This window comes from Dyadobacter beijingensis DSM 21582 (assembly GCF_000382205.1).
Lineage (GTDB): Bacteria > Bacteroidota > Bacteroidia > Cytophagales > Spirosomataceae > Dyadobacter > Dyadobacter beijingensis.
In genome coordinates this window covers 211,800-237,879 of record NZ_KB907787.1, presented here as the reverse complement: position 1 = coordinate 237,879, position 26,080 = coordinate 211,800, and the positions used below count along the sequence as shown (strand labels likewise).

Below are 26,080 nucleotides of genomic sequence, written 5' to 3'. Positions count from 1 at the left end.
ACTGATTAGAGACCAATACTTACTGACACACCCAGGTTGCGTGAGAATGGCAGACCTCCGTACTCCATGAACTCACCAGCTTTGTTGCTATACAAACCTTCCGGGTTGATGCCGTCTTTGGCAGTTTTGTACAGGTAACCCAGGTTACGTCCTACGAGGCTTACACGCAGCGACTGGATTTTCGCTTTGCTCAGCAATGAAGCAGGTACGTTATAACCGATCGATACTTCACGCAATGCAATCCATGAGTTTTCGAAAGTGGAGTACTCGCGGATACCTGAGCCCCATTGGGTCAAGTTCAGGTAATATTGGTATGCAGGGATTGGCTTCACGTATCCGGCTGTAACAGCATCGGCATAACTCATACCGCCCAGGTCCTTCGGCGCGCCGTCAACGAGAACGGTGAATCCGTTGGCCAACACACCTTCCGGAATGATACCGTCGTTACGAACGTTTCCGCTCGCGTCGGTGAAGGTTACACCACCCAGTTCGGTGTTACGTCCTGGAAGTGTGAATGCGAATGCGCCGTAAGAAGAACCGTACTGGTGTGTAGCAGAAGCCATCATACCACCGATTTTGGCATCAGCCTGAACAGTAGCAGTGAAGTTTCCGTAGCGGAACGAGTTCACATTGCTCGCCAGGAAGTTCTCCATAACTGAACCCAGTTCTTTGGAACCTTGTCCGTAAGCACCGCTTCTCAGGTATGCGATACCGCCCTCAGCAGAGCTGTTGGCACCGATTACTTTCTGTCCGTTCAGTGCAGGATTGTCGCTCACGTAACGTGCGAATGCATACGAAGTGAGGATTGTACCGTAGTCTTTGCCCACACGTGCTACCGATGACATATCAGCTCCGAAACCGAGTGACAATGTGTAGGTATCAGTTCCTTCTACCAATTCAAGGACCTTGTTGCGGTTACGCGAGAAGTTGACGCTGGTATTCCACTCGAATTTACTGCGTTTGATCGGAGTCGCTGTGAGCAAGATCTCCACCCCTTTGTTCTGGATACGGCCGGCGTTTACAATTTTGCTGCCTACACCCGACTCAGGCGTTGTGTTAAGGCTAAGGATCTCGTTTTTAGTGATCTTGTTGTAGACGGTCGCGTCGATGCCCAAACGGTTGTTGAAGAAACGAACGTCAGCACCGAATTCCACCTCACGGGCCAGACGGTTTTTCAAGCCGTAGTTAGGCAATGTGTTGTCTTTGAAAGCAGAAAGGTTAACCAGTGAGCCGTCAGCCTGGGTAAATGTTCCGTTGGGACCATATTTACCGGTATTGTTGGTAGACCATGCGTCTGTATCACCACCTGTGTAACCCAAGCTTGCACGTACTTTACCAAATGACAACCATGAAGGCAGGTTTTTCAAAGATTCGGTCGCGATCCATGAAATACCTACCGATGGGTATGAGTAAGTATAGTCACCGCCGCCGTCTGCGTAAGTCAGGGTAGAAGACCAGTCATTACGGAAGCTTGCGCTCAATGTTAACGCGTCTTTCCAGGTCAGATCACCGTAAGCGTACAACGCGTCGATTCTTTTCGAAGGCGTGAGCGTGTTGGTGTAATTCAATGTATTCAGGGTGTTACCCAGTGTGTACACGTCGGGAACGCGGAGACCGCCGTTGGTAGCTGCGCGGAAATAACGGCCGCCGTTCAGGCGGTTGGTTTCACCACCGATGTTGAACGACAGGTTGAAATCGTCATTCAGCTGCTTGTTGGCCATCAACAAACCCTGGAAACGGGTCTGGCTCTTGTTTTCGGTATATTCACCGTATTCACCACCGCTGAAACCTGTACCTGCACCTCTGTTTTTGTTGCTGCCTGCATACAGTTCGGTCTGAACGTTACCGCGAAGGAGGAAGCTCAGCCAGTCGGTGATCTGTCCGTTCAGGTCGATGTTACCACGGAATACTTTCTCGTTACGGATCTGCTTGTATTCGAATGTCTCGAACATGAACTGGCTGATGCCGTAAGGGTCAGTAACGCTACCGGTTTTACGTCCGCCGGCAGTGAGGTCGATGTAGTTTTTAGACCAGTAATCGATGTCCATGTTACGTGGACGGCCATATACGAAACGGAACACAGGGTTGTAGTTACCACCCTGGCGGATCGGGTTCACCATGTCGTTGTCGGTATAGTCAGCGCTTACGTCGAGGCTGAACAGCTTACCGATTTTCTGGGTACCGCGGATGTTGAAGTTATTTCTTTTCAGCTCTGTACCAGCCACCATGATAGAGGTGTTTTTCAGAGAAGAGAATGACGCACGGAACGAGCTGCGATCGTTACCACCTTCGATAGCTACGTTGTGGTTGATGTACTTTCCAGTCTGGAAGAAGCTCAAAGGATCGTTCGCTTTCCATGGCACCATGCGGCCGTCGAGGTCACGTACGGTTTGTCCTTTGAATTCAGGACCGAAAGAGAATGGATAGTTGGCACGGTCCACTTCGTCCACGCCGTCAGCACCTTTGGCAAATGTGGGGCTGATACCCGCACCGAACTGATTTTGCAGGTCGAGGAATTTGTAGGCGGTTTCGAAGGTAGACGTATGGTTGTAAGTCACACCAAGGCCTTTGTCGGTACGGCCTTTTTTAGTCTGGATTACCACCACACCGTTCAAAGCCTCAGAACCATACAGCGAGCTCGCTGCCGAACCTTTCAGTACGGTCATCGATTCCACGTTGTCCGGGTTGAGGTTTTTCATGATGTTACCAAAGTCCTGCGCGGCACCCCACGAGTCGGCACCGGTTGTTCCCGGGCGGATCAGCACACCGTCCACCACGAAAAGCGGCTGGGTGTTAGGGCTCAAAGACGCATTACCACGGATACGGATACGGGAAGAAGACATAGGGCCACCTGTTCCCTGGTTGATCATCACACCCGCTACCTTACCCTGCAATGCATTCACCATGTTGGCGTTTGCAGTACGGGTAATATCCTGGCCCTGAACAGATTGAACAGAATAGGCAAGCTTTCTGGCTTCGGTTGACATACCGAAACCGGTGATAACTACTTCATTAAGCGTTTTGTTGTCCTCGTCGAGGTTGACGGTCAATTGGGTGGCATTACCCACCGGTACTTCTTTTGTTACAAATCCAATCGATGAAAAAACGAGCACAGCTGATCCGGAAGGCACAGCAACGCTGAACTTTCCATTGGCGTCTGTCGCGCCACCTGTGTTACTTCCTTTAATAAGATAGGAAACGCCGGGCAAAGGATTCTGATCCTTGTCGAGCACCGTCCCGCTGACGGTCTGTCTGTCTTGGGCAAAACTCCAGGTACTTCCTGTGAGGAGGAGGAGCAATGTTACCAGACGTGATAAAGCAGTACACTTTTGTCTCATGGTAAACTTGGTAAATTGAAATTTTAGGTGGTTTAAGTAAACTGGACTTACATACTCTGATCCGAAGACCGGCAATCAGCCTGCGCTAACTGCCACTTTGCACATCAAAAGCATTGAATGTCAAAAATAAATATTTTTATTAACAAAAATATAACATTTATTAAAAAATATTAATAATTAACATACAATTGTGATAGACTATTTGCCGATACCGGCATTTAGCCTTATTTTCTGAATGACCTGATTCCCAATACCTCTTCCCTGTTTTTGCCCGTTCACAATGGCCGACCGGTAGTGGATTCCGCCATATAACCGGCTGATCGCCGCCTCTTCCGCCGCCGCCGTGAACGACGCAAAACGCCTCATCGGCAACCCATACGGCATTTCCGTCCGGTCGTCGAAGACAAATCCTTCACCCAGCTCCCGTTCCAGCACCAGCGCCGCCGCCGTGGAAATGACGCTGTGCCCACTGGTGTATTCCGGGAACGGCGGTGTTTGCAGCAGCGGCCGCCATTTTTCGTCCATATAAGCGTTGATCACCGTCTCGGGACGGATCATCTGGCTGCGGTATTTCTCGTCCCAGCAGCTGATAAAGCCGTCGAACAATGCGATGGACGTCAGCAAATACACTTTCGACGTTTCGATCCAGCTCTTGCCGGCACGCTGCGTGGCCTGGCCGGCGATCGACATCCAATGCCCGCCCGGCGAGAGCTTTTTCGTCGCGAAATTCAAATGCCCCTGTGTATTGAGGTAAAACGGGTTGCAGTCCCAGAAACTGGCAATCAGGATTTCTTCCTTGCTCAGTTTCCGGGTGACGTCGTACACCTCCTTCACCTCCTTCATAAAATCGCTCGCGGCATCGGTATTGAATGCAGGCGGCGGCACCGGCTTGAACTGCGCCGCCGAATCCAGCGCTACCGGCCTGATCTGGCTCCAATAGGGCTCCACGGCATCGATATAGCCTGGCGGCGTGGGCGTCCATTTGCCTTTCTCTTTACTGTATGCGTAGCGGCGTTTCTTACGCGTAGCGGCATAGTTGTCACGCGATGACCACGCCAGTATACTGTCGCTCACCATTTCGCCTAACCGCAGGGAATTCTGGTAAATCACCTCGTCCACTTCTCCTACTCCCGCTAAAATATGCTCGCTGCTATCCTTCAACATGGGTTCCGAAAAAACCAGCTTTCCACCCGTTCTCAGGAATGCGTACAACGCTGCAAGTTCGTAGTTTATATGGCTGGCCGCGGCAGGTTGATCGATTTTGGGAAACATATTAGCCTGATTGTGCAAGCTCACGTACCGGCTGTCGCCCAGCACCAGCGTTTCGTAAGCTGCGGCATTGGCATACAGGTATATACGGCTGGCGACCGGCGGCGAAAAAATATCATGTACGATCACGCGCGTCAGGTTTTCCTGCGCGCGGTGCAGCAGCTCCGTACGCGCCTGCGCACACGCCATGTGCCCCGCAAGCATGCACCATACGCCCACGAGCCATTGCCATCCCCTATGCCGCACTACTTTTTCCATTCCAGTAACAAAGGCTGATCGTTATTAACGGTAAATAATATACGCGAACCATTCAGTATTACTGCCTGACGAACGTCACCCCCCGCCCACAGGCCGGTTTCCGATGGCTTAACCGTTTCAAACCGGAATGGGGCTACTTGCTTCAACACCACGCCTACCGATGCGTCCGACGGCCCCAGCTGTACGCGGTAAGCCGAAAAGTTACCGGCCAGCAGCAAATCCGGCATTTTGTCGCCGTTCAGATCCTGCACTACGATGCCGCTTGTTCTGGAAAACTGGGCGGTTTCGGGAAGGAAATGCTTTTTGAAGGAAAAATTCCCCTCGTTTTCCAGGACCATACTTCGCAATTCTTTACAATATACCTTATTACTTTTGCTAACTGCCTCTTTTCCAAACACGTCTTCCATTGTCGCGTCGGCATAGGAGGTGTAGCTGGTGTATTTTCGTTTGAGTGCGGTCATCTGATCGAGCATCTCGTCGCGCGAAAACATCGGGTAGCTTTTGTCGCCGATATAATAAGTGCAAATCGGGTCGATGGCTCCGTTTTTGTCGAAATCGTCGTAATAGATCGCCAGCGGGCGTTCCGGACTGGTTTGGTACTGATTGTTCAGGCCCGCATTACCCAGCACGAAATCCAGGTCGCCGTCGCCGTCGAGGTCGACGGCCTCCAATGCGGCCCACATGCCGTCCGAATCGGTGAGCGCATCTGTTTTTTGTATTTCAAACGTACTGCCCGTGTTTTTGAACGCCATTACGGGCATCCAGTCGCCCGCAAGCAGCAAATCGGGCCTTTTGTCTGCATTCAGATCGGTCAATACCGCGGCGGTAACCATTCCGGGGTTCAGCAGCGCGGGCACGCCGGACGTAATGTCGGTGAATTTGACATTGGCCCCTTGCGAATCATTCCTCAGCAGATAACTTCTGGCCGGCATCGGGAAAGAGCCCGGCACGGCGCGGCCGCCTATGAAAAGGTCCAGGTCGCCATCGCCATCCACATCGGCCGCGGTAATGCATTGTTTCGGATTGCGCATAGAAGGCAATGCGAGCACTTCTTCGCGGAATACGCCCTTGCCGTCATTGAGATACAAATGATCACGGTATTCGGGGGCATTCTCTTCGAACTCATTGCCTCCGCTCACGATATACAAATCCAGGTCGCCATCACGGTCGGCATCGAAAAAAAGCGCATTCACTTCCTCACAAACCACATTTTGCCGCCACGGCTGCGCGGCTGCGCCTTCGAAAGTGCCGTCCGCCTTTTGCAGATACAGCACGCCAAACTGGTGCGATGCGCCGCCGAAAAAGACATCATCCAGCCCGTCGCCATTCACATCGCCTTTTGCTAATGCGGGTCCCAGCCGCGAGAGCTGGTAAGGCAGCAGCACCTCGACTTTAAAATCCACAAAATCATTCTCCTGATGCACAAAATCGATTCCGGCAGCCGCTGGCGGCACTTTACCGAACCAGGGCCGGCTAGCAAGCGCCTTACCTGCCTTGCCATCCGCAGCTTCGGATTCTTTCAAAATCACCAGCCCGGCAGGCTGCGCATTCAAAATCGTAACCTTGCCCGAAGGCCATTCCACACGCACCGAATCGGCCTTTGCCGCATTGCCGAGGCCAAAATGCAGGTCGGTAGTTACGGTGGACTGATAGCCGCGCACCGGATACAGCTCCGCGAATTGCCGGTTGCCGCCGACATACACCCACGCCTTGGCGCCGAATGCCTGCGTATTGGCATTCTGGCCCGTTAGCCGCAATGCAATCCCCTTCCGTTCCGACAGGTTCTGATAAATGGAAACCGGCTCGTTAATGTGCGAAATCACCATATCCAGATCGCCGTCACCGTCGAAATCCGCATAGGCAGCGGCATTGGAAACGGCGAGCTCATTCATACCCCATTGCTCGGAAACATCCTCGAAGCCGTAGCTATCCGGCAAGCCTTTGTTCCGGAATATATAGTTCCGCAGCTTATTGGAAGGCATTTTCTGGACCAAATCATAAGTTTTGAAATCCAGCTTGCCCTTCGCGGCTTCCTTCATCTGCTCGTCGGCGACGGTGTATTTGAGGAAATCCATATTGGTAAAATCGCGCAGGTAGCCATTTGTAATGAGCAGGTCCTTCCAGCCGTCGTTATCGAGGTCGGCCATGAGTCCGGCCCAGCTCCAATCGGTATTGCTAACACCCGCGAGCTGCCCTATCTCACTGAAACGCACATTGCCATCCGCATCCACGCCCCGGTTCAAATGCAGCATATTGCGCATATTCTGATGGTAATAGCCGCTGTCGAGGAGCAAATGGTACTGGTCGTACACGTCCGCGCCTTTCAGCAGCTTCTGGCGGTGATTATCCTCCGGCAGCATGTCGAGGGTTAGCACGTCGGGCAGGCCGTCGTTGTTAAAATCGGCCACGTCGGCACCCATCGAGAACTTGGAAACGTGGGTAAAAGACTTTCGCAGCGACTCCGTGAATGTGCCGTTGCGGTTATTGACATAGTAGCAATCCACCTCCGTGTAATCGCTCGTCGTGTAAAGGTCCGGCCAGCCGTCCTGGTTGATATCCGCCACGATCACGCTCAGCCCGAAATTCAGCGCATTGTTGATAATCCCCGATTGCTTCGTCACGTCCCGGAATTTCAGCTTGCCCTTTTCACTCACATTTTCGAACAGCCTGTTGCCGAAATACGGGTTCGGCGTCGCGCGCATTTCCCTTGTATTGAGGAACGGGTTGACGGTGTGGTTGGAATGGTTCAACAGGAACATATCCAGGTCGCCGTCTTTGTCATAATCAAAAAAAGCAGCCTGCGTCGATTGCGAACCGATCGCATTCAGGCCTGCTTCCACGGCCATTTCTTTGAAAACCGGCACGCCGTTCTTAACGCCTTGATTAATAAAAAGCTCATTATTCTTGTCCGAAAGCTTGCGGTAGAACCCCGAGTGGCAAACGTAAATGTCCACCAGGCCATCGCCATTCACATCCGCGACGCTCACGCCCGTGGCCCATTTGCCGTTCCCCTCGACTTTCGCCTTCCGGCTCACATCCTCGAAAGCGATCTGCGTGTCTTTGGAGCGATTGAGATACAATTTGTTAGGAACCGTATTGCCGGAAATGAACAGGTCGGGCTTGCCGTCCCCGTCAAAATCGCCCACGCCGATCCCGTTTCCGTTGTACAGATACTCATACCGGAAAATGTGCAGCGAATCGTTCTCCTCGATCCTGTTCACAAAGCCGGCACCGGTTTCGCGGGCGGGCAGTTTTTTGAAAACGGTTTGAGAAAAAACGGGAAATGGCAGCAAAAACAACAGATAATAGAGTTTACCCATGCAATTCCTTTTATGGACCAGTCAATATCAATTCCACTTGAAAACAAGCTCGTCGTCGCCGGGAAGCCTGTCGACGTACATCAGGATGAGCGTCATCATCTCCTGATCGCTCCGCATATTACCCGTCGACATTACCAGTTGCGGCGGATTATGGGGGTTGGCCGGGTTACTGGCGGTATTGTCATAAGTAGCCTCCACCGTTACCACGGCGCCTTTGGGCAGCAATACCGGTTTTTTGTACTTATAAATCTCCTGCCAGCGGAAATCCCACGCGGGCACATGCACAAGGCGGATCGTATCACCTGCGGCCGTGGTCGCGTACGCCTTGAACTCCTTGCCCAGGTAATGCATATGCGGCCATGCGTACAGCAGCGAAACGTCGGGCTGATTATTACCGATGCGCAGTTTGAAACTGTTTACCTCGTTGGCAAAAATCATCAGCGGCGGCGTGATTTCCTTCTCGCCGATTCCGCCCGAACCCAGGCTGATTACCTTTACTTTTCGTTTGATAGGGGTGTTTTTGAAGAAAATATTGATCCCGTCGATACTCTGCGCGTCCACCGAGCTAGGTCCGAAATGCACCGTGAGCAGTACCACGCCCCGTTTAGGCATCACCCAGCCCATGTCTTCGGGGTAAGCCTCGACCGTCGTGCCGGGGATCCAGCCGCCGTAATAGGTCATTTCCTTTTTGTACTTGACCCACTCATAATACTTGTCGCCATCCGGCCCGCTGAGGTCGGCAAAATCGACGGTGTTGTGCAAATCGACCGACGGATCAGGTACGGGGTGGATCGCGAAATTGGCGTGGTGGATAAGCTTTTTATTATTGGAAGTAAACTCAATGGCCTCGACATTAGCCTCCTGCGCCATTTCGAACGGGATTTTGAACATGACGAAGCGTTCTTTTGCGTCACCTTTCAGTGTGAACGCTTCCTTCATGCTCAGGCGGAGGTCGGGTTTGCGTTTATAAGAAGTACCGGCGTCGAGGCGCGACTGCAACTCCTGCTCGGCCTTGGTGTTGGCCTTGCCTTTGGGCGTGCCGCCGTCGATCCATGCGACGATCGTTTTAATATCCTTATCGCTCAGCGAGCGGTCGTTTGCGAATGAATTGTAGTGATTATCGGCCTTCCAGGGCGGCATATACCGTGAACTGACGACCTGTTTAATGAACTTGGAACGCTTGGTTACGTCTTCGAAAGTGACGAGCGGAAAAGGGGCTGCTTCGCCCGCGCGGTGGCACGGCACGCAATTGGCGTGAATAATGGGTTGCACATCCTTATAGAACTCGGGAGCCTGGCCTGCACACCAATCACACAAAAGCAAAAAAACCAGAACGAGGCCTTTTCGAAACAGCATGGTAATGAGTGGGTTTAACTCATGCAATTTAATAACTTTAAATTAAATTTTAAGAAAATTTAATAATTAGACAATAAAATTACATGTGTACGCCAGTCACATCACTGTTAACCTGTATTTCCAGGAACTGACTTTCCAATCTTACATCGTTAAGCCATTACAATCGCCGTCCCTGCGCCGCCTGAAACCGCATTCGCCAACTCGTCGGCGTGGCAGATTGTCACCTGCTTAACGCCCGCATTTAATGCCGCGAATGCATTGTCCAGTTTGGGGATCATTCCCTTATTAATAACACCCGTCGATTTGTATTCTTCATAAGTAGCCGGTACGAGTTTGGCGATTACCGCGTCGTCGTTGTCGGGGTCGGAAAGCACGCCTTTCTTTTCGAAACAATAAATGAGGTTTACTTCAAATGCTTCCGACATGGCCACAGCAGTCGCGGAGGCCATCGTATCGGCATTCGTATTGAGGAGCAGGCCTTCGGCGCTGTATGTCAATGGGGCGATGATCGGCGTGAGACCGCTGGACAGGATCGCGTCGATTTGATCGCCGTTTACAGCCTCGATGTCGCCCACGAAACCGTAGTCGATCGTTTTGACGGGGCGTTTGACGGAGCGGATAATGCCGCCGTCGGCGCCGGTAAGACCGATGGCGTTGCAATTTTCCGCTTGGAGCTGCGCCACGAGGTTTTTGTTAACAAGTCCGCCATATACCATCGTCACCACGTCGAGCATGGGCTTGTCGGTAATGCGGCGGCCGTCGACCATCTGCGTTTCGATCTGCAACTTCGCGGCGATTTGGGTAGCTACTTTTCCGCCGCCGTGGACGAGGATTTTGGGGGCATCGAGCTGCGCAAAGGCTTTGAGAAAACGGGAACAGGCTTCGGGATTATCGATCACATTACCGCCGATCTTGACAACGTATAAGGTCTGGGACATGTTAATAACTGTTAACTGGACTGAATTTGAGGCGACAAAGGTAGCCAAAACGCGAATCGGTCGAAAGGGAATTTCAAATGATGAATTTTTTTGTGAAAATTACGTTCGATAAGAAAGCTCTATCAAAATTATAGATTGATCGCCCACCTTAATACACTGGCCAGGCAGATTACCCCAAACAGCATCATGAAACGCGGTATCATACTCATTGTCAGCATTTGCCTCTTCATAACCGGCTTCGCGCAGGCACAGGTCCAGAAGGCCAAGGCCCATTGGACTTATTCTTTCTCCAAACCCGAGGTCAAAAAAGGTGAGACCGTCGACCTGGTTTTTACCGCGATCATCGACAAGGACTGGTACATGTATTCTTCCGACTTCGACCCGGACCTGGGGCCGATGCTGACCACATTTACTTTCGAAAAAAACAACACTTTCGAAATAGTCGGCAAGCTGAAACCGCAGAACCCGAAGACTAAATTTGAAGAAGTATGGCAGGGGAATGTTCGTTATTTTGAAGGAAAAGGGGTTTTTAAACAAACCGTCAAAATCCTGGCCGACAATCCGGTGATCAAGGGCGCTTCCGAATATCAGACTTGCAGCCACATCAACGGACTTTGCATTCCCGGAGGCGAAGATTTTGAGTTTAAAGGGTTGAAAGTTGCCGCAGCCGCCTCTTCCGTGAGCGCACAGCCGGCAGTAGGCGCAACTACGCCCGCATCTACCCCCGCGACTTCGCCTGCCGAAGCGAATGAAACTTCCGCAGCTGCCACGCAATCCACCGACACGACTGCTGCATTGACCGCCACCCCGAACCCGGATACCGGTTCAACAACCGCCGCGAAAACTGCGGAAATCGCCGCCCCATCTACTACCGAAGACCCGGCTGCCGATAAATCGCTGCTTGGCTTTGCATTGGCAGCATTCCTATCCGGCCTGGTCGCATTGCTTACCCCATGCGTTTTTCCCATCATCCCGATGACCGTGAGCTTTTTCACGAACCAGGAAAAGGGCAAATTCAAGGCATTTGTATATGGTATCTCCATTATCCTGATCTACACATTAATAGGTACCCTGGTTTCACGACTGAACGGACCGGCATTTGCTAACTTCCTCAGCACGCACTGGCTCCCGAACCTGCTGTTTTTTGCGATTTTCATCACATTCGGGCTTTCGTTCCTGGGCCTTTTCGAAATCGTGTTACCAAGTGGTTTTGTAAATAAAATGGACCAGAAAGCCGATCAGGGCGGCTATGCGGGTGTTTTCTTTATGGCATTCACATTAGTACTCGTCTCCTTCTCCTGCACCGGCCCGATCGTCGGCAGCTTGCTCGTTGCATCTGCGGGTGGTGAAGTAGTGAAGCCTATTGTGGGTATGGCGGCCTTTTCGGCGGCATTTGCCATTCCATTCACCTCATTTGCATTGTTCCCGCAATGGTTGAAATCGCTGCCCAAATCCGGCGGCTGGCTGAACACCGTGAAAGTGGTGCTGGGCTTCCTGGAATTGGCGTTGGCGTTGAAGTTTTTCAGCATTGCCGATCAGGTTTACCACTGGCATTTGCTCGACCGCGAAGTTTACCTGGCATTCTGGATCGTCATTTTCGCATTGCTGGGTTTCTACCTGCTGGGCAAAATCCGCACGCCGCACGATTCACCCATTGAAAAAATAAGCGTTCCGCGCCTGCTGCTCGCCATTATCACCTTTACATTCGTCGTATACATGCTCCCGGGCATGTGGGGCGCGCCGCTGAAAGCATTGGCCGGTTACCTGCCTCCCCAATCGACATTGGATTTTGATCTAAATAAAAGAAGCGCGGCAGCAGCGCCAAACGCCGTTTCAGGCGAGACCCGCAAGTATGCCGATCTTTTCCATTTACCCCACGAACTGGAAGGCTTCTTCGACTACCAGGAAGCACTGGCCTACGCCAAAAAAGTCAACAAACCGGTTTTCATCGATTTTACCGGCCACGGCTGCGTCAACTGCCGCGAAATGGAAGCCCGCGTGTGGGTCGATCCGGCGGTATTGCAGCGTTTGAACAATGACTACGTGATCGTCGCATTGTACGTCGATGACAAAACCGAATTGCCGGAAGCGCAATGGTACACTTCGAAATACGATAACAAAGTAAAGAAAACCATCGGCGCACAGAATGCGGATCTGCAAATCGTGAAATACAACAACAATGCACAGCCGCATTACTGCCTCGTAGATCACGAAGGCAAGCTGCTGGTGGCTCCCAAAAACTACGATCTGGATCCGGCGAAGTTCGCGGCGTTCCTGGATAGCGGGAAGGCAGCGTTTGGGAAGAAATAAGTGTCAGACTGTTCATTACTGAACTTATCCCCTATCATTACAGGGATTTTGTAACACTATTTCCGTAAAACCGACCGAAACTATGCTCAAACGCTGCCTTACCGCGCTGATGCTATTTACCACCTCAACGATTTTTGCCCAGTCCATCCGTCCGCCGGCCACGCCGCTGGTGACTATCGATCCCTATACAAGCGTTTGGTCCTTTGGCGACCAGCTGGCTGGCTCCATCACCAAACATTGGACCGGCAAGCCGCATCCGATGGACGGCCTCATCCGCGTCGACGGCAAAGCTTACCGCTTCATGGGTGCCGCTACGGCCGACATGAAGACCATCCTGCCGACGGCCAAGCAGGAGGCCTATACCGCAAAATTTACCACCACAAAGCCCGATCCGAAATGGTGGTTCAAAGACGGCTACAATATCAGCACCTGGAAACAGGGCCCCGCGCCGTTCGGCACGCACGAACGCAACGACGCCATGCTCAAAGGCGGCACGGAGTTCGCTCAGGAGCTCTGGTACCGGCGTGATTTCAACCTTACCAATGTCGATTTTGAAAAACCTGTATTGAATATCTTCCATGACGACGACGTGCAGGTGTTTATCAACGGCGTGCCCGCCTATGACTGCGCGCCTTGCTTTACGAGCGATTATGAGTTCAAACCGATTAGTCCGGCCGCTGCGAAGGCATTGAAAAAAGGCAAAAACACGCTGGCCGCTTATGTCAAAAACGGCGCCGGGCCGGGTTATATTGATGTGGGTCTGGCCGACGAAATCGCGCCGAAAGGGGCTGATGCGGTGGCGCCAGCGAAGCAAACCGGCTTTGAAATGACGGCTACGCAATCCATTTACCAATTCGAAGCGGGCCCTGTCCAGCTGACGGTCCAGTTTGTGGCCCCGCTGATCATGAAAGACCTCGACCTGATTTCCCGGCCGGTAAATTACATGGTATATGAAGTGAAATCCGCCGACGGTAAGCAGCATGATGTGAGCATTCTGAACACGGTTTCCGGGCTTTGGGCCACCCATGACGCCAGCCAGTCCGTGACCGGCAAGGAGGCGAACCAGGATGGTTTGACCACTTTATCACTCGGCAATACGGTTCAAAACCTCCTGGCCAGAAAAGGCGACGATGTCCGTATCGACTGGGGCCAGGCCTACCTCGCCGCTCCGCAGGGCATGGTGAAAGCCTCCGCCATCGGCGTTCCGACGGATATTTTGAAAGAATTCGCGTCCAAAGGCACGCTCAGTGTCGACCAGGCCGGCGCGGCGTTGGCAGACGCCAAGTCAATGGGATTGATATTGAATGCAGGAAAAGTAGGCGCCGAGAGCAAGCAGCTGCATGCATTGGTGGGTTATGACGATGGTTATTCGGTTCAATATTTTAGTCAAAACCTGCGCCCCTGGTGGAACCGGGAAGGCAATAAAACGATTGCCGGAGAGCTGAAAAGCGCAGAAACCGATTTTACCAAAATCCTGCAAACCTGCGAAGAAACCGACAAAACCATTTACGACGACGCATTCAAAGCGGGCGGCAAGCAATACGCCGAGCTTTGTGTGCTGGCCTACCGTCAGGCTATTTCCGCGCACAAACTGGTAGCCGATCCCACCGGCACGCCATTGTTTTTCTCCAAAGAGAATTTCAGCAATGGCTCCATCGGAACGGTCGATATCACTTACCCATCGGCGCCATTGTTTCTCCTCTACAATCCGACATTGCTCAAAGGCATGATGGAACCCATTTTCTATTATTCGGAGAGTGGCAAATGGACCAAACCTTTCGCCGCGCACGATGTAGGTACCTACCCCCTCGCGAACGGGCAGACGTACGGCGAGGACATGCCTGTGGAAGAAGCCGGTAACATGCTCATTCTCACCTACGCCATCACCAAAGCCGAAGGCAATACGGATTTCGCCAAAAAGCATTGGAAAACGCTCAGCGTCTGGGCCAACTACCTGAAAAAAGAAGGTTTCGACCCCGCAAACCAGCTCTGTACCGACGATTTCGCGGGGCATTTGGCACGTAACACCAACCTGTCCATCAAAGCCATTATGGGCCTGGCATCCTACGCCAAACTCGCCGAACAACTTGGCAACACCCAGGAAGCCACCGAAGTGAATGCATTAACCAAAGACTTCGCCCAGAAATGGATGCAAATGGCCGCCGACGGCGATCATTACGCATTGACTTTCGACAAAAAAGCCACGTGGAGCCAGAAATACAACCTCGTGTGGGACAAGCTCCTCGGTCTGAATGTGTTTCCGAAAACGGTAGCCCAAAAAGAAATCGCTTACTACCTCACCAAACAGCAGCCTTTCGGTCTTCCGCTGGACAGCCGTAAAACTTATACGAAATCCGATTGGATCGTCTGGACTGCCACCCTCGCCGAGAAGCCGGAGGATTTCCAGGCGTTGATCCAGCCGATTTACAAATATGCCAACGGCACTACGGACCGCATTCCACTATCGGACTGGCATGAGACTACTAATGGAAAGTCCGTCGGTTTCCGCGCACGGTCGGTGGTTGGGGGATATTGGATGAAGGTGCTTGGGGAGAAGTGGAAGTAGGCTGTCAGGTATAGTCATTGAGTCATGGGGTCAGGATTGCTACTGAGGCAGTTTCTGACCTCTTCTCTTGTTGTCCCTAATATGGCTCAAAAATCATAGCTAACTCCCTCTGGCAGCGCCTCCACGGCCACTTTCATCCATTTTCCTTTGATTTTGATCACCACAATGTCACGGTCTTTATCGTAAAAGATCGTCCCGTCGCCACCATTTTTCAGTTCCTTGTAATTGACATATTTCGCATCCTTTTCTGCATTTTGCTCGTCGTCACCGTCAGGTTTCGTAGTTGAAATATCCTCCTTACCAACAGCACCGAGGGTCAATGCATTTGTCAGTTTGAGCGAGCCGTAAAACAACGCCTTATCACGCCCGAACATAAATGAATGCTGCCGAACGTCCGACCCGATTTTAAACCAGTTATAGGCCGTCTCGTCGTGGTTATAAACCGTGGAGTAATAGTAAAGCTCTGCCACCGGTCGCTCAGCCTCGATATGTTTGTTGACAAGCATGGTGATGCGCGACTTATCGTCTTTGGCATACCCCTCGAATACATGATAACCCCAGCGTTTCTTGTTCCGCTCCTCTGCATTACCGCGTACCTGGATCATGTACGGCGTGCTCAGAATACCATCCACCGTCGTGTACATTGGCGTTTTACCAGGTGCAAACCCGAAGCTATACCCCCTCTCCTTCCACCGGAACCAGGTGGTGTCGATATCCGACCGCAGCTCTACCCGTTTGAAAGCCGACTGTTGGCTTCCGTTCACAAGCTGGATGTAGGAGTTTGGGGAACCGGCTTCCTGCCGTTGCTGGGCCTGGGCGAACATGCCGGGAAACAGGATCAGGATTGAGAAAATGTGGTTTTTCATATTTATATATAAGTCATTAGCTGAACCTCCGCGATTTCTGGTCACCGTGCAGGCATGCAGGCATAACACCCGCTGACCGAAGACTGTTTCAGGTGCGCGGTCCTTGTAAATTTAACGCTCGATGTTAAATGTGCAAGGATGATTTCCGTTCGCTCAATGAAATGAACCCAATGCTGGTTGGGTGTAAAAAGAAGATTATGTCGGAGTTGAGCAGGTCTTTTCTTAAAACTGGTCACTATTGAGCCGGAAAATTGAAAGACTAAAACAATGCTCATGAAAGAACGCGAACAACTCCTGAGAAGCCCAATTTATTGGTTGACCCACCTGCAAATTGAAATTTTCAATCTGCTGAATACATACATGGAAGAAAATAATCTGACCCCGGAGCAGGTATCAGAGAAGTTAGATGTACCGCCGTTTTATGTGTCTCAAATTCTGAATGGAAATTTCAATTTCAAACTGTCCAAACTGGTAGAACTATCTCTGTTAGTTGGCAAGGCACCTATTATTCGGTTTGAAACAATTGAACACATTATGGAGAACGAGAAAAAAATCAGACGCGATGAACTTGCCCGGAACGTATTGGATTGCAGCGAGGCATTTGATTCAGACCCACTAGAATAGACTTAACTGAGCCTCCGGCTTGGGGTGGAAAGTACCGATGATTACAAATGGATTCGGTGCCATTAAGTGGAACTCCCGGGTAGTTCCCAGAAACAAGTAAAGATCTTTGGTCCTTGCAAAGTCATCGAAATATTTCTTTCGCACATCTTCACAAGCTTTGAACTCGTCACCTTCGTGTCGTTTGAGGCAATTCCAATAAAGCGCCCCGATCTCCCAATCCTCAATCATCAATGTACGTTCGAGGCCGTCTTCGCTGGTAAACCTGTAAGAAAACTTATAGGGTAATTTATCCACCACTTCAAACGGGTTCTCCGAATTTTTGAAAAGATCCATTTGAAGTGCCTGCGCTTTTAATGTAGCTAACTTCTTCGCATCCCATTTACGGTCAACCTGCTCGATGAGGAAATCCAGGATCTGTCTGGGTTTGAATACGGCGAGAGAAATCAGTTTCTTAGGATCTTTTGCTGAGGCGATTAGCTCCGCCATATTCGTATGAACATTTTTCAGTACAATCTCCTTTCTTTTCCGCCAAGTTCCGCCTTCCGTGTCGATGTTACCCAACCGGACCATCGGGCAATCAATAGATTTCGGCTTGTAGCTCTCTTTGCGAGGATCTGATGTATTCCTTACAAGGTCGATCTCAATCCAGTCATACTTACTGAACTGCTTGTCGTATTCTAATTTCCGGAAGGGGATCGGGTATATTCTGATCCAACTCCCATCTTCGAGAAAACCTGCCGTACAAACTAGCTCATTATACTTAATTGAAAGAGTTGGGTAGGTTTTTACTGCAATTAAAACCTTTGTCAGGGCCACATTAAATATGTTTTAGTTCATATTCCCATTCCGGTATGTTTGCAATTGCCTCTGCCAAATGTTTGCGGTGGCATTGACATATATTTGCTTCGAAGCAAGTCAATGCAATTCTATTTTTACTCTTTAAAATGTCAAGAATTATTTGCTGGTAATTTTTCGTGTTTTTTAGGTTAACATTCTTATATACATCAAAAAGCCTATCGTAATCTTCCTGATCCAGAAGCTCCTTACGCTGATCCGATTGAATGCCGACTTCCGGAATGTGTAAATATTCTATTCCCAACCCTTCTACAAATTCCTTCAATTGTTTTTTGGAAAAACCATACTTCATACTAATTGGGTTATTACGCACATCAATCAGCACTTTAACGTCGTTTCTGATGAGTCGGTTTAAATACTCCTCCAACGATATACCCTCATAACCAATAGTATATAAAGTGGTATGATTCTTTATCGGCCTCGCAGCCACAACATCCGCGTACTGCTCGGGCGATAAAACATCAAATGCTTTCACACTATTAATGGCGTAGTACTTATAGTTCAGGTACGTTAATTTCATCAACGAGCTGGCTGATAAACTCGCGTAGGAATTTCTAACGCCCACAAGAATTTTCTTATCCCCTTCGTTTAGCATTTTCGCATAATCATTCATATCGACCTTTGAATAATTAGTTTGATCCTCTGATAACTGGCCGTGTTTTACCATTGCAGATAAATCAGCACTTGCAGAAAATGAATAACAACCATATTTATAGGGCACGAAATCGTATTCCGGCTTCGATTGCCTTTGTGTAAAAAGAAAAAGCAGCTTTTGCAGGGAAGTTTTAGACACCTCCCCACCGAAAGTCTGCAATAATGCCAGTATTATTTTTCTTCTGTAAAACATATTGCAAAGATACACAATTCAGAAAGGCGCATTCAGCCTTCTTGCATTTCCGACTTCATTTCCGCAACTTACGCCTTCCTACAAAACAGTAAAACACATGAAAAATCTCAGACGATCTGCCCTGTTATGGTGCGGGAGCGGCGAAAGCCACCCGGATGCCTTTACTGTGCATTAGGACACCTAAAACAGGGCTTTTTTTACATCCTAAACAAACAGTAAAATGACAACTTCATCACACACTACCGAATCCGAGGATTCGGTATGCCTCGCTTACGGCAGGCAAGTAAAAGAACTATTAAACGCAGGCAGCCCCGCTGAAATGCTCGACCATCTTTGGTGCATTTACAGCGATGCCATGGCATTTCAGCAGGAAGCGGGCTACAACCCGCGCGTTAGTGACATTTTTATGACTTTCAGAGAGCTGGTCTTCTTTATTCAGCGGATTGACTGTGTGAAAGCATGATTGTAAGTAAAAGGACCAGAGGTTGCGAGATTCGCGATTTCTGGCCCTTTTAATAGTTGATTTCTAGCCTTCTGCTCATTCAGGGCATTATATCTCGCTGGATTTGGTTAAATTGTAATTACAACTGACGACGCGATTATGAAAATCGAAAGACAAAACGAGGACATCGTCATACGGCTCAACGCTTCTCTCATCAATATGGAGGAAGTACAAAAGCTTACCAGCTATTTCCGCTTCATCGAATCCAATTCCCGAAATACAGGGAATGAGGAAGAGGCCGCGGAACTCGCACGTGAAGTGCATAGTGCATGGTGGGCGGAGAACCGTAGCCGTTTTATCACGTGATCATAGTTGTAGACGTAAACATCATTTTCAGTGCCCTCGTCACGCCAGATGGTAAACTGGCGAAAATTCTCACCCATCCCGATTTGCCTGCGAGACGCATAAGCTGCTATTATGCGATCGTAGAACTCTTTAAGCACCAATCTAAAATTGTAAAGTATTCAAAGAAGTCGGTGAATGAAGTCATCGATGACCTGTTCGATGTGCTAACCAGCATGCACCTTTACAATGAAACATTGATCGAGCCAGAGCATTGGAAAAAAGCGGAGCGGCTTACGGCGGATATTGATTCATTTGACATTAGTTATGTGGCACTTGCTTTGCAAACGGGCGGCGTGCTTTGGACCGGCGACAAAAAGCTGGTCGAGCACCTTCATAAAATGGGTTTCACACGAACGATCACTACCGCCGAATTGTACGAAGCATTAAAATAACAACGCCCCGCTATCAACTGACAGCGGGGCGTTGCTTTTATTCAAAAACCCATCAGAGTATTGTTTCAAAGCGCTTTCATGCCTCCAAAAGCTCCGCTTCCTTCACCTTCCGCTTCTTACGCTTCGCAAACCGCTCCTTAATCCTATCCACCACATAATATGCACTAGGCACCAGGAACAGCGTCAGCAGCAATGAGCTCGTGAGGCCACCAATAATCACCCACGCCATGCCATTCTTCACCTCAGCCCCGTCGCCGGATGCGAGGGCGATGGGGAGCATACCGGCTACCATCGCGATGGTCGTCATCAGGATTGGACGGAGACGTTCTTTGCCGGCTTCGATAAGGGCTTCTTTCAGGCCGTGGCCTTCCTCTTTGAGCTGGTTGGCGAAGTCGACGATCAGGATCGCGTTTTTAGCCACCAGGCCCAGGAGCATGATCATACCGACGATCGAGAAGATCGTGAGGCTTTCCATCGTGAGCGCGAGGGCGGTGAGGGCACCTACCAATGCGACCGGGATCGAGAAGAGTACCACAAATGGGTAAATGGTACTTTCGTAGAGCGCGACCATGATCAGGTAAATGAGCACGATACCGAGCAACAGCGCGGCGCCGAGGCTGCCGAATGCATCGGCCTGGTTTTTCAGGTCACCGCGGTATTCGATGCTGATGCCTTCGGGGAGCTTCACGTTCGCCATTTTGGCCTGAATGTCGGCACCAATGGAGCCCGATGGGCGGCCTACCACCTGTGAGTTAATGGTGATTGACGACAGGCGGTCGATGCGTTGCAACACGCTTTCACCCATTCCTTCTTTCACCGTCGCGAATTGGGAGAGCTCGAAGGTCTGGCCCTGATTGTTCACGAAAGTTAGCTGGCGGATGTCGTCGGCTTTCGAGCGGTCGAACTGGTCGAGGTTGACCATAATGTCATACTCTTTGCCATTCTGCTTGAACTTCGAACGGTCGTCGCCGCGGAATGCGGTTTGCAATGTGGCACCTACTTCGGCTGCATTAATGCCGAGTTGCGCCATTTTCTCACGATCGAGGGTTACGCCTACCTCCGGTTTCGGGTCGTCCACGGAATAATCGACGTTGGACGTACCAGGGACGGAGGAAACGATGTCCTTCACCTGCTCGGCGGTTTTACGGATCACAGCCATGTCGGTACCTTTTACGGCCACCTGGATCGGCGCCTGGTTGGCATTACCCGTGATCGAGGTCGGTGCGACGGTTACTTTCACGCCCGGGATTTGCAGGATCTCTTTTTGAATACCCTGACCAAATTCCTCGGACGATACCGTACGCTCTTTCTTATCAACCAATTGAACAGTCAAATCGGCAATATTGCTATTCGAAGTCGTTCCCAAACCGGTGCTGCTGTAACCGACGTTGGTAAATACCTTGGTTACTTCCGGTTTGCCCAAAAGGATTTTCTCCACCCGCTGCGCTACCTGGTTGGTCTGGTACACCGATGCCGTAGGCGCCAGCTCAATGGATACATTCAGCTCCCCGCGGTCGCTTTGCTGCATGAATGCGGCCCCTACGAATCCGCCCGGCACCAATGCGATGGAACCGACGATCAATACAATCGAAAGCAGGAAAATGTAGCGTTTGTGGCCTAGTACCCACGTCAGGATACGACCGTATTCTTCTTTTACATTATCCAGAAACTTTTCAAAACCTAGGTTCAGACGGCCCCAAAGGCTCCTCTTATCCAAAACTTCCACTTTACCGAAACGCGATGCAAGCAATGGGGTCAGGGTAAATGACACGAGCAAACTCATCAATGTCGAGAACACGACCACGAGCGAGAACTCACGGAGGATGTTACCGATCAAACCCTGCGTCAATGCGAGCGGCACGAATACCACGACGTCCACGAGTGTAATCGCCAATGCAGTGAAACCGATCTCGGCCCGACCGTCCAATGCGGCCTGCCAGCGGCTTTTGCCCATTTCCATGTGGCGGTTGATGTTTTCCAACACCACAATCGAGTCATCGACGAGGATACCCACCACGAGCGAGAGCGCCATGAGGGTCATCAGGTTCAGCGAGAAGCCCATTACGCTCATTAATATGAATGTCGGGATCATCGACGATGGCAATGCCACGAGGATGAACATCGAGCTCCGGAAGCTGTGGAGGAACAAAAGCATGACCACGGATACGATCAGTACCGCGAGGCCCAGGTCAAATACCACTGCATCCGCGGAAGCCAATGTGTAAATGGATTGGTCGGAAGCGATGTTGAATTTCAGCCCTTTCGACTCGTATTGCTTTTCGAGGCTCGTTAAACGCTCGCGGGTGAGCTTGCTCACGTCCACCGCATTCGCGTCGGATTGTTTTTGTATTTGCAAGGCCACCGACGGACGGCCATTGATGTGGTTCACCGCCGTAGCGTCCGCCACACCGTCGTATACTTCGGCAATGTCTTTCAAAAAGATCTGACCGCCGTTGGAGGATTTACCAATAATCACATTCCGAAGGTTCGCAACGGTGGTCAGTTTCGCATCGAAACGAATGGACAACTGGTCGCCCTGGGTTTTCACCTGACCGGCCGGGTACGATGTATTCGCATTGTTGATCGCAGCCGAAACCTGGCTGATCGACAAATGATAAGCCTTCAATTTATCCTGACTGATATTGACCTGGATCTGGCGCTCGGTACCACCGATAATGGTCACCTGGCCCACGCCGGCCACGTTCGAAAGCTGCGGTTTCAGCTTGTCGTCGATCAAATCGTACAGTTCGGACGGCGACAGGTTCGCGGTTACACCCATTCTCAAAACCGGGATTTCGTCGGTCGAGAACTTATTGATCACCGGACGGTCCGCATCATCGGGCAGGAGCGAAATCACCTGTTCCACTTTCCGTTGTGCCTCCTGCTGCGCCAGATCGACGCTGATGCCTTGTTTCAGCTGGATAATCACGGACGACACGCCTTCCTGCGAAGTCGAGTTGATCTGGTCCAGCCCTTCAATGGCCGATACCGCGTCCTCGATATGCTTCGTCACGTTCGTTTCGACTTCGTCCGCGGACGCTCCGCGGTAAGTCGTCATGACGCTCACAACATTCGCCTCGAATTTGGGCAACAAGTTGTAAGACAATTGGTTGTAGCTGATCAACCCGAATAGTACCAGTACTACGAATACTACGGTGATGAAGAGCGGTCTCTTTACGGCTACTTCGGTAATTGACATAATTCTTTCAGTTTGCTGATGAAACTTATTTTGTAACGGTAACCGCCGCGCCTTCGCTCAGGTTGATCTGCCCGGTCGTAACCACCGTCTCGCCTGCTTTCAGGCCGCCGAGGACTTCTACATTGTCTCCCACTTCGCGGCCTACTTCGATTTTACGTTGCTTTGCCACGCCGCCTTCGATTACGTACACATACGGGTTACGCACGCTTTCTACGAGTGCGCTACGCGGGATCAGCAACGATTGCGTGCTGCTTTTTTGCTGGAATTCCACGGTTACGAAGGTACCGGCTTTCAGTTCGGTCGAATTCTTCACGGTAATTTCCACCGGGTAGTTGTGCGACTCGTCGCCTTGCGGGGCGATGTAGGAAATCACGCCGTCGATCTTTTTACCTGGGAAAATGCTGGTGCTCACCTGCACGTGCTGGCCTTCTTTAAGTTTATACACATCATTTTCGTTGATCATCACCTGCACTTTCAGGCGAGATACGTCGAGGATCGTCCCCAGCGAAGTACCCACGTTCACAAACTCGCCCGGCTCGATGTTCTTCTTCACAATCCGGCCGCTGATCGGCGCCTGAATGGACGCGTCGCTGATCTGCTGTTTGATCTGCTCGGCCTGGTTCAATGCATTGTCGTAGTTGTATTTGGTATCGTTCACCTGAACCTCGGTGGCCGCATTGCCGGCCAGCAGCTTCGAGTAGCGGTCCGTGTCTTTTTTCAGCTTGTTGATATTCAATTCGGTAGCTTCGAGCGAGAGCTCTTTGAGCTTGCTGTCCACTTTCACGATCGTCGCGCCTTGCGATACGTGCGTGCCGAGTTCGTATTTAACAGACAATACCTTACCCGCCGCAGTTGCCATAATTTCCGCTTCCCTGTAAGGAATGAGACTACCGGTGCGGATCAGTTGCTGATCAGCGCTTCCTTCGGCAACCGGCACCGCTGTTACCGGAATGGTCACGTTTTTATTGTCCGGCATTTTCTTCTTTTCGTCGATCTTGGCCTTATTGGCGACCAATCTTACGCCGATCAAAACGCCGATGATGACGATGGAACCGATGATAATGAGTTTTCTTTTCATGGGAATTCAATGAGTGAATAAGTCAATGAGTGAATGTTGATGAAGTATATTATGGTAATGCAGTGTAAAAATCATTGAGGCTGCCGGTCGACTGTTCGAGGCCGAGTTTTGCCTGATAGTAGCTCAGCATGGAGTTGATATAGTTGCTTTGCGATTCTTTGTATGAAGTTTCTGCATTAAGCAAATCGGTCAGGGGCACGGTACCTTCGCGGTATTGAAGCGTCGTCACGTCGTAGACTTCTTTCGCCAATGCCACATTATTTTCGTCGCTCGCCAGGCTCGATTTCGCTTTTTGGAGCTGGGTCAATGCATTGCTGTTTTGCAATTCGTAGTTCTGCACATTGAGTTTCAGCTGCTCTTTCTGCGTCATCAGGTTCAGGTCGGCCTGTTTGTATTGCGCGTCGCGGCGGAAGCTGTCGAAAATGGGGATATTCAGTTTCAAACCGATGGCCCCGTAGCTGAACCAGTTGCCCCACGAAGTACCAAGGTCGTTACCCAATGCCTGTACGCCATATCGGCCGTAAACCGACACTTTGGGCAGATAACCTGCCTTAATGCGTGCCTTTTCAAGCTGTTGCAGTTCCATATTCAGGTTCTGGATTTTGAAATCCGTCAGGTTCGACGCGTCAAACTTGCCTGGCTCTACCAATTTGAATGGCTGTTCCAACGGATTGTCCGCCAAAACCAGTTGCTCCGTGAGCGGCATGCCCATCTGGAACTTCAATTGGTTTTCAGAAAGTGTCAGGTTACTCTCGGCCAATGTGAGCTGCGATTTGATATTGTTCAGATTCACCTGTGTGCGGTCGTAATCCACCTTTTTGATTACGCCATTATCGAGTTGCAGCTTCAATGTGCTCAATATCTGGCTGGTTTTGTCCAGGTTATCCTTCAAAAGCGCGATCTGCTGCTGGGTCACAAACACCTGGTAATAGGCATTCGCCACATTATAAATGATGTTCTCCTTCGTCTTGCGCGAGTTCAGCACCGAGTTTTCCTGGTTCGGCTTGTTGGCCTTGATACCGATCAGCATTGCCTGGTCGAAAACCACCTGATCCACCTGGGCCGAAGCATTGCTCTGGTATTTGGTACCTAATGCTACCCGGCGATCTTCCCCGCCGAACAACGCGCCCGGCAAAACCGTCGACTGCAGTTTGAGGTTATCGTCGAGCGAGCCCGTTCCCGCCACCTGCGGCAGGTAACCCGCCAGCGCCTCGCGCCCTTGCTGCACAGCGGTACTTTCCTTATACTGTGCTATTTTCACATTCCCGTTATTCTTGATCCCGTAGGCAATGCAATCTTTCAGCGTAAGGGTCGTCTGAGCCCAGCCCGGCGCCACCGAGGCGGCCGCTAGCACGATTGCTGTGATCCATTTACTTTTCATTTGACCTGTTGTTGATTATTTGTGGCTAATGGTAGATAGTTGACACCTCTACTGGTGATATATCAACTATTTATTGAAAAAAAATTATTTGTCTACTACTTTGACGACGCGGTCCAGATATCCCAGGAAAGTCGTCCATTCCTGCTCTGTAAAATGCTCCATAATCTGGTTATTGAAAGCAATCGCAAGCGACTGGATTTGCTCGCACACGAACTTCCCGCTCGGTGTAAGCGAAATGAGGTTCTTTCTTTTGTCCTCAATGTCACTTTCAATTTTCAGGAATCCATCCTTGTGCAATGTCTGCACAGAACGCTGGATACCTGCTTTATCTTTTTGCAAAATATTGGCAATGTCCTGCTGCGTGCGTGCCTGTTCCTGGAAATATACAACCATCAGGATCGGCAGCTGCTCGGCCAGAACGGGAATGCCCTCATTGACCAGCTCCGCATTCATTTTCTTAAAAACGGTTTTCGTCACTGCCCCCAGCTTAAACTGCAAGGAGTTCTTCAACTCGTCCCGAAGATTTTGCCAACTGTCTATATTCGTGCTCATGGTGTTACAAAAGTAAATTGTGTTGATATGTCAACCAAATTTTAAAGTAAAAAGTTTCTGATCTGGGGGATCAATGGCCGCAAG

Annotated in this window: 18 protein-coding genes; 6 read left to right on the top strand and 12 right to left on the bottom strand. The window is 50.6% G+C overall.

Annotation, left to right across the window (positions count from 1 at the left end; genetic code table 11):
- Window positions 1-5 precede the first annotated feature (5 nt).
- The 5 genes from H144_RS0108200 to argB form a co-directional block, all read right to left on the bottom strand.
- A complete protein-coding gene (locus tag H144_RS0108200; protein ID WP_063826385.1) occupies window positions 6-3,338 on the bottom strand; it encodes a SusC/RagA family TonB-linked outer membrane protein in 3,333 nt (1,110 codons plus the stop codon).
- 198 nt (window positions 3,339-3,536) lie between these two features.
- Entirely contained in the window at window positions 3,537-4,865 is a 1,329-nt protein-coding gene (locus H144_RS0108195) for a vanadium-dependent haloperoxidase (RefSeq protein WP_019941573.1), read from the bottom strand.
- A complete protein-coding gene (locus tag H144_RS0108190; RefSeq protein WP_019941572.1) occupies window positions 4,853-8,185 on the bottom strand; it encodes a VCBS repeat-containing protein in 3,333 nt (1,110 codons plus the stop codon). Before H144_RS0108190 ends, H144_RS0108195 begins: the two co-directional genes overlap by 13 nt.
- 27 nt (window positions 8,186-8,212) lie before the next feature.
- A complete protein-coding gene (locus H144_RS0108185; RefSeq protein ID WP_019941571.1) occupies window positions 8,213-9,541 on the bottom strand; it encodes a cytochrome c in 1,329 nt (442 codons plus the stop codon).
- A 149-nt stretch (window positions 9,542-9,690) separates the two neighbouring features.
- Window positions 9,691-10,479, bottom strand: coding sequence for an acetylglutamate kinase (gene argB / locus H144_RS0108180; RefSeq protein ID WP_019941570.1), 789 nt, complete (start codon window positions 10,477-10,479; stop codon window positions 9,691-9,693).
- A 186-nt stretch (window positions 10,480-10,665) separates the two neighbouring features.
- Here argB and H144_RS0108175 point away from each other — a divergent pair, with 186 nt between their 5' ends.
- Together H144_RS0108175 and H144_RS0108170 are read left to right on the top strand one after the other, a co-directional pair.
- Complete coding sequence (locus H144_RS0108175) at window positions 10,666-12,789, top strand: protein-disulfide reductase DsbD family protein (RefSeq protein WP_033402483.1); 2,124 nt, start codon at window positions 10,666-10,668, stop codon at window positions 12,787-12,789.
- A gap of 82 nt (window positions 12,790-12,871) precedes the next feature.
- Complete coding sequence (locus H144_RS0108170; RefSeq protein WP_019941568.1) at window positions 12,872-15,355, top strand: glutaminase family protein; 2,484 nt, start codon at window positions 12,872-12,874, stop codon at window positions 15,353-15,355.
- A gap of 86 nt (window positions 15,356-15,441) precedes the next feature.
- Here H144_RS0108170 and H144_RS0108165 read toward each other — a convergent pair whose 3' ends face one another.
- Window positions 15,442-16,221: a hypothetical protein gene (locus tag H144_RS0108165; RefSeq protein WP_019941567.1), complete on the bottom strand. Its 780-nt coding sequence runs from the start codon at window positions 16,219-16,221 to the stop codon at window positions 15,442-15,444.
- A 273-nt stretch (window positions 16,222-16,494) separates the two neighbouring features.
- Between H144_RS0108165 and H144_RS31605 the strand changes: the two genes are divergently transcribed.
- Window positions 16,495-16,845, top strand: coding sequence for a helix-turn-helix domain-containing protein (locus H144_RS31605; RefSeq protein WP_169409382.1), 351 nt, complete (start codon window positions 16,495-16,497; stop codon window positions 16,843-16,845).
- Here H144_RS31605 and H144_RS0108155 read toward each other — a convergent pair.
- Both H144_RS0108155 and H144_RS0108150 read right to left on the bottom strand, forming a co-directional pair.
- On the bottom strand, window positions 16,837-17,661 hold the full coding sequence (locus H144_RS0108155; protein WP_019941565.1) for a DUF8758 domain-containing protein: 825 nt from the start codon (window positions 17,659-17,661) through the stop codon (window positions 16,837-16,839). The genes H144_RS31605 and H144_RS0108155 overlap by 9 nt on opposite strands.
- Window position 17,662: 1 nt before the next feature.
- Window positions 17,663-18,547, bottom strand: a complete 885-nt coding sequence (locus H144_RS0108150) for a DUF488 domain-containing protein (RefSeq protein ID WP_019941564.1) — start codon at window positions 18,545-18,547, stop codon at window positions 17,663-17,665.
- A 220-nt stretch (window positions 18,548-18,767) separates the two neighbouring features.
- Between H144_RS0108150 and H144_RS0108145 the strand changes: the two genes are divergently transcribed.
- From H144_RS0108145 to H144_RS0108135, 3 genes are all read left to right on the top strand, one after another.
- On the top strand, window positions 18,768-19,010 hold the full coding sequence (locus H144_RS0108145; RefSeq protein WP_019941563.1) for a hypothetical protein: 243 nt from the start codon (window positions 18,768-18,770) through the stop codon (window positions 19,008-19,010).
- A 138-nt stretch (window positions 19,011-19,148) separates the two neighbouring features.
- Entirely contained in the window at window positions 19,149-19,355 is a 207-nt protein-coding gene (locus tag H144_RS0108140) for a hypothetical protein (protein WP_019941562.1), read from the top strand.
- The gene (locus H144_RS0108135) at window positions 19,352-19,786 is read left to right on the top strand and encodes a PIN domain-containing protein (protein WP_019941561.1); all 435 of its coding nucleotides are present in this window, start codon (window positions 19,352-19,354) and stop codon (window positions 19,784-19,786) included. Before H144_RS0108140 ends, H144_RS0108135 begins: the two co-directional genes overlap by 4 nt.
- A gap of 76 nt (window positions 19,787-19,862) precedes the next feature.
- On the opposite strand, the gene H144_RS0108130 is transcribed toward H144_RS0108135, so the two are convergent.
- The 4 genes from H144_RS0108130 to H144_RS0108115 form a co-directional block, all read right to left on the bottom strand.
- On the bottom strand, window positions 19,863-22,985 hold the full coding sequence (locus tag H144_RS0108130; RefSeq protein WP_019941560.1) for an efflux RND transporter permease subunit: 3,123 nt from the start codon (window positions 22,983-22,985) through the stop codon (window positions 19,863-19,865).
- 25 nt (window positions 22,986-23,010) lie between these two features.
- A complete protein-coding gene (locus tag H144_RS0108125; protein ID WP_019941559.1) occupies window positions 23,011-24,063 on the bottom strand; it encodes an efflux RND transporter periplasmic adaptor subunit in 1,053 nt (350 codons plus the stop codon).
- A 49-nt stretch (window positions 24,064-24,112) separates the two neighbouring features.
- Entirely contained in the window at window positions 24,113-25,444 is a 1,332-nt protein-coding gene (locus H144_RS0108120; protein WP_019941558.1) for a TolC family protein, read from the bottom strand.
- An 84-nt stretch (window positions 25,445-25,528) separates the two neighbouring features.
- Window positions 25,529-25,996 carry a MarR family winged helix-turn-helix transcriptional regulator gene (locus tag H144_RS0108115; RefSeq protein ID WP_019941557.1) on the bottom strand — a complete coding sequence of 156 codons (468 nt, stop codon included), beginning with the start codon at window positions 25,994-25,996 and terminating at the stop codon, window positions 25,529-25,531.
- Window positions 25,997-26,080 lie beyond the last annotated feature (84 nt).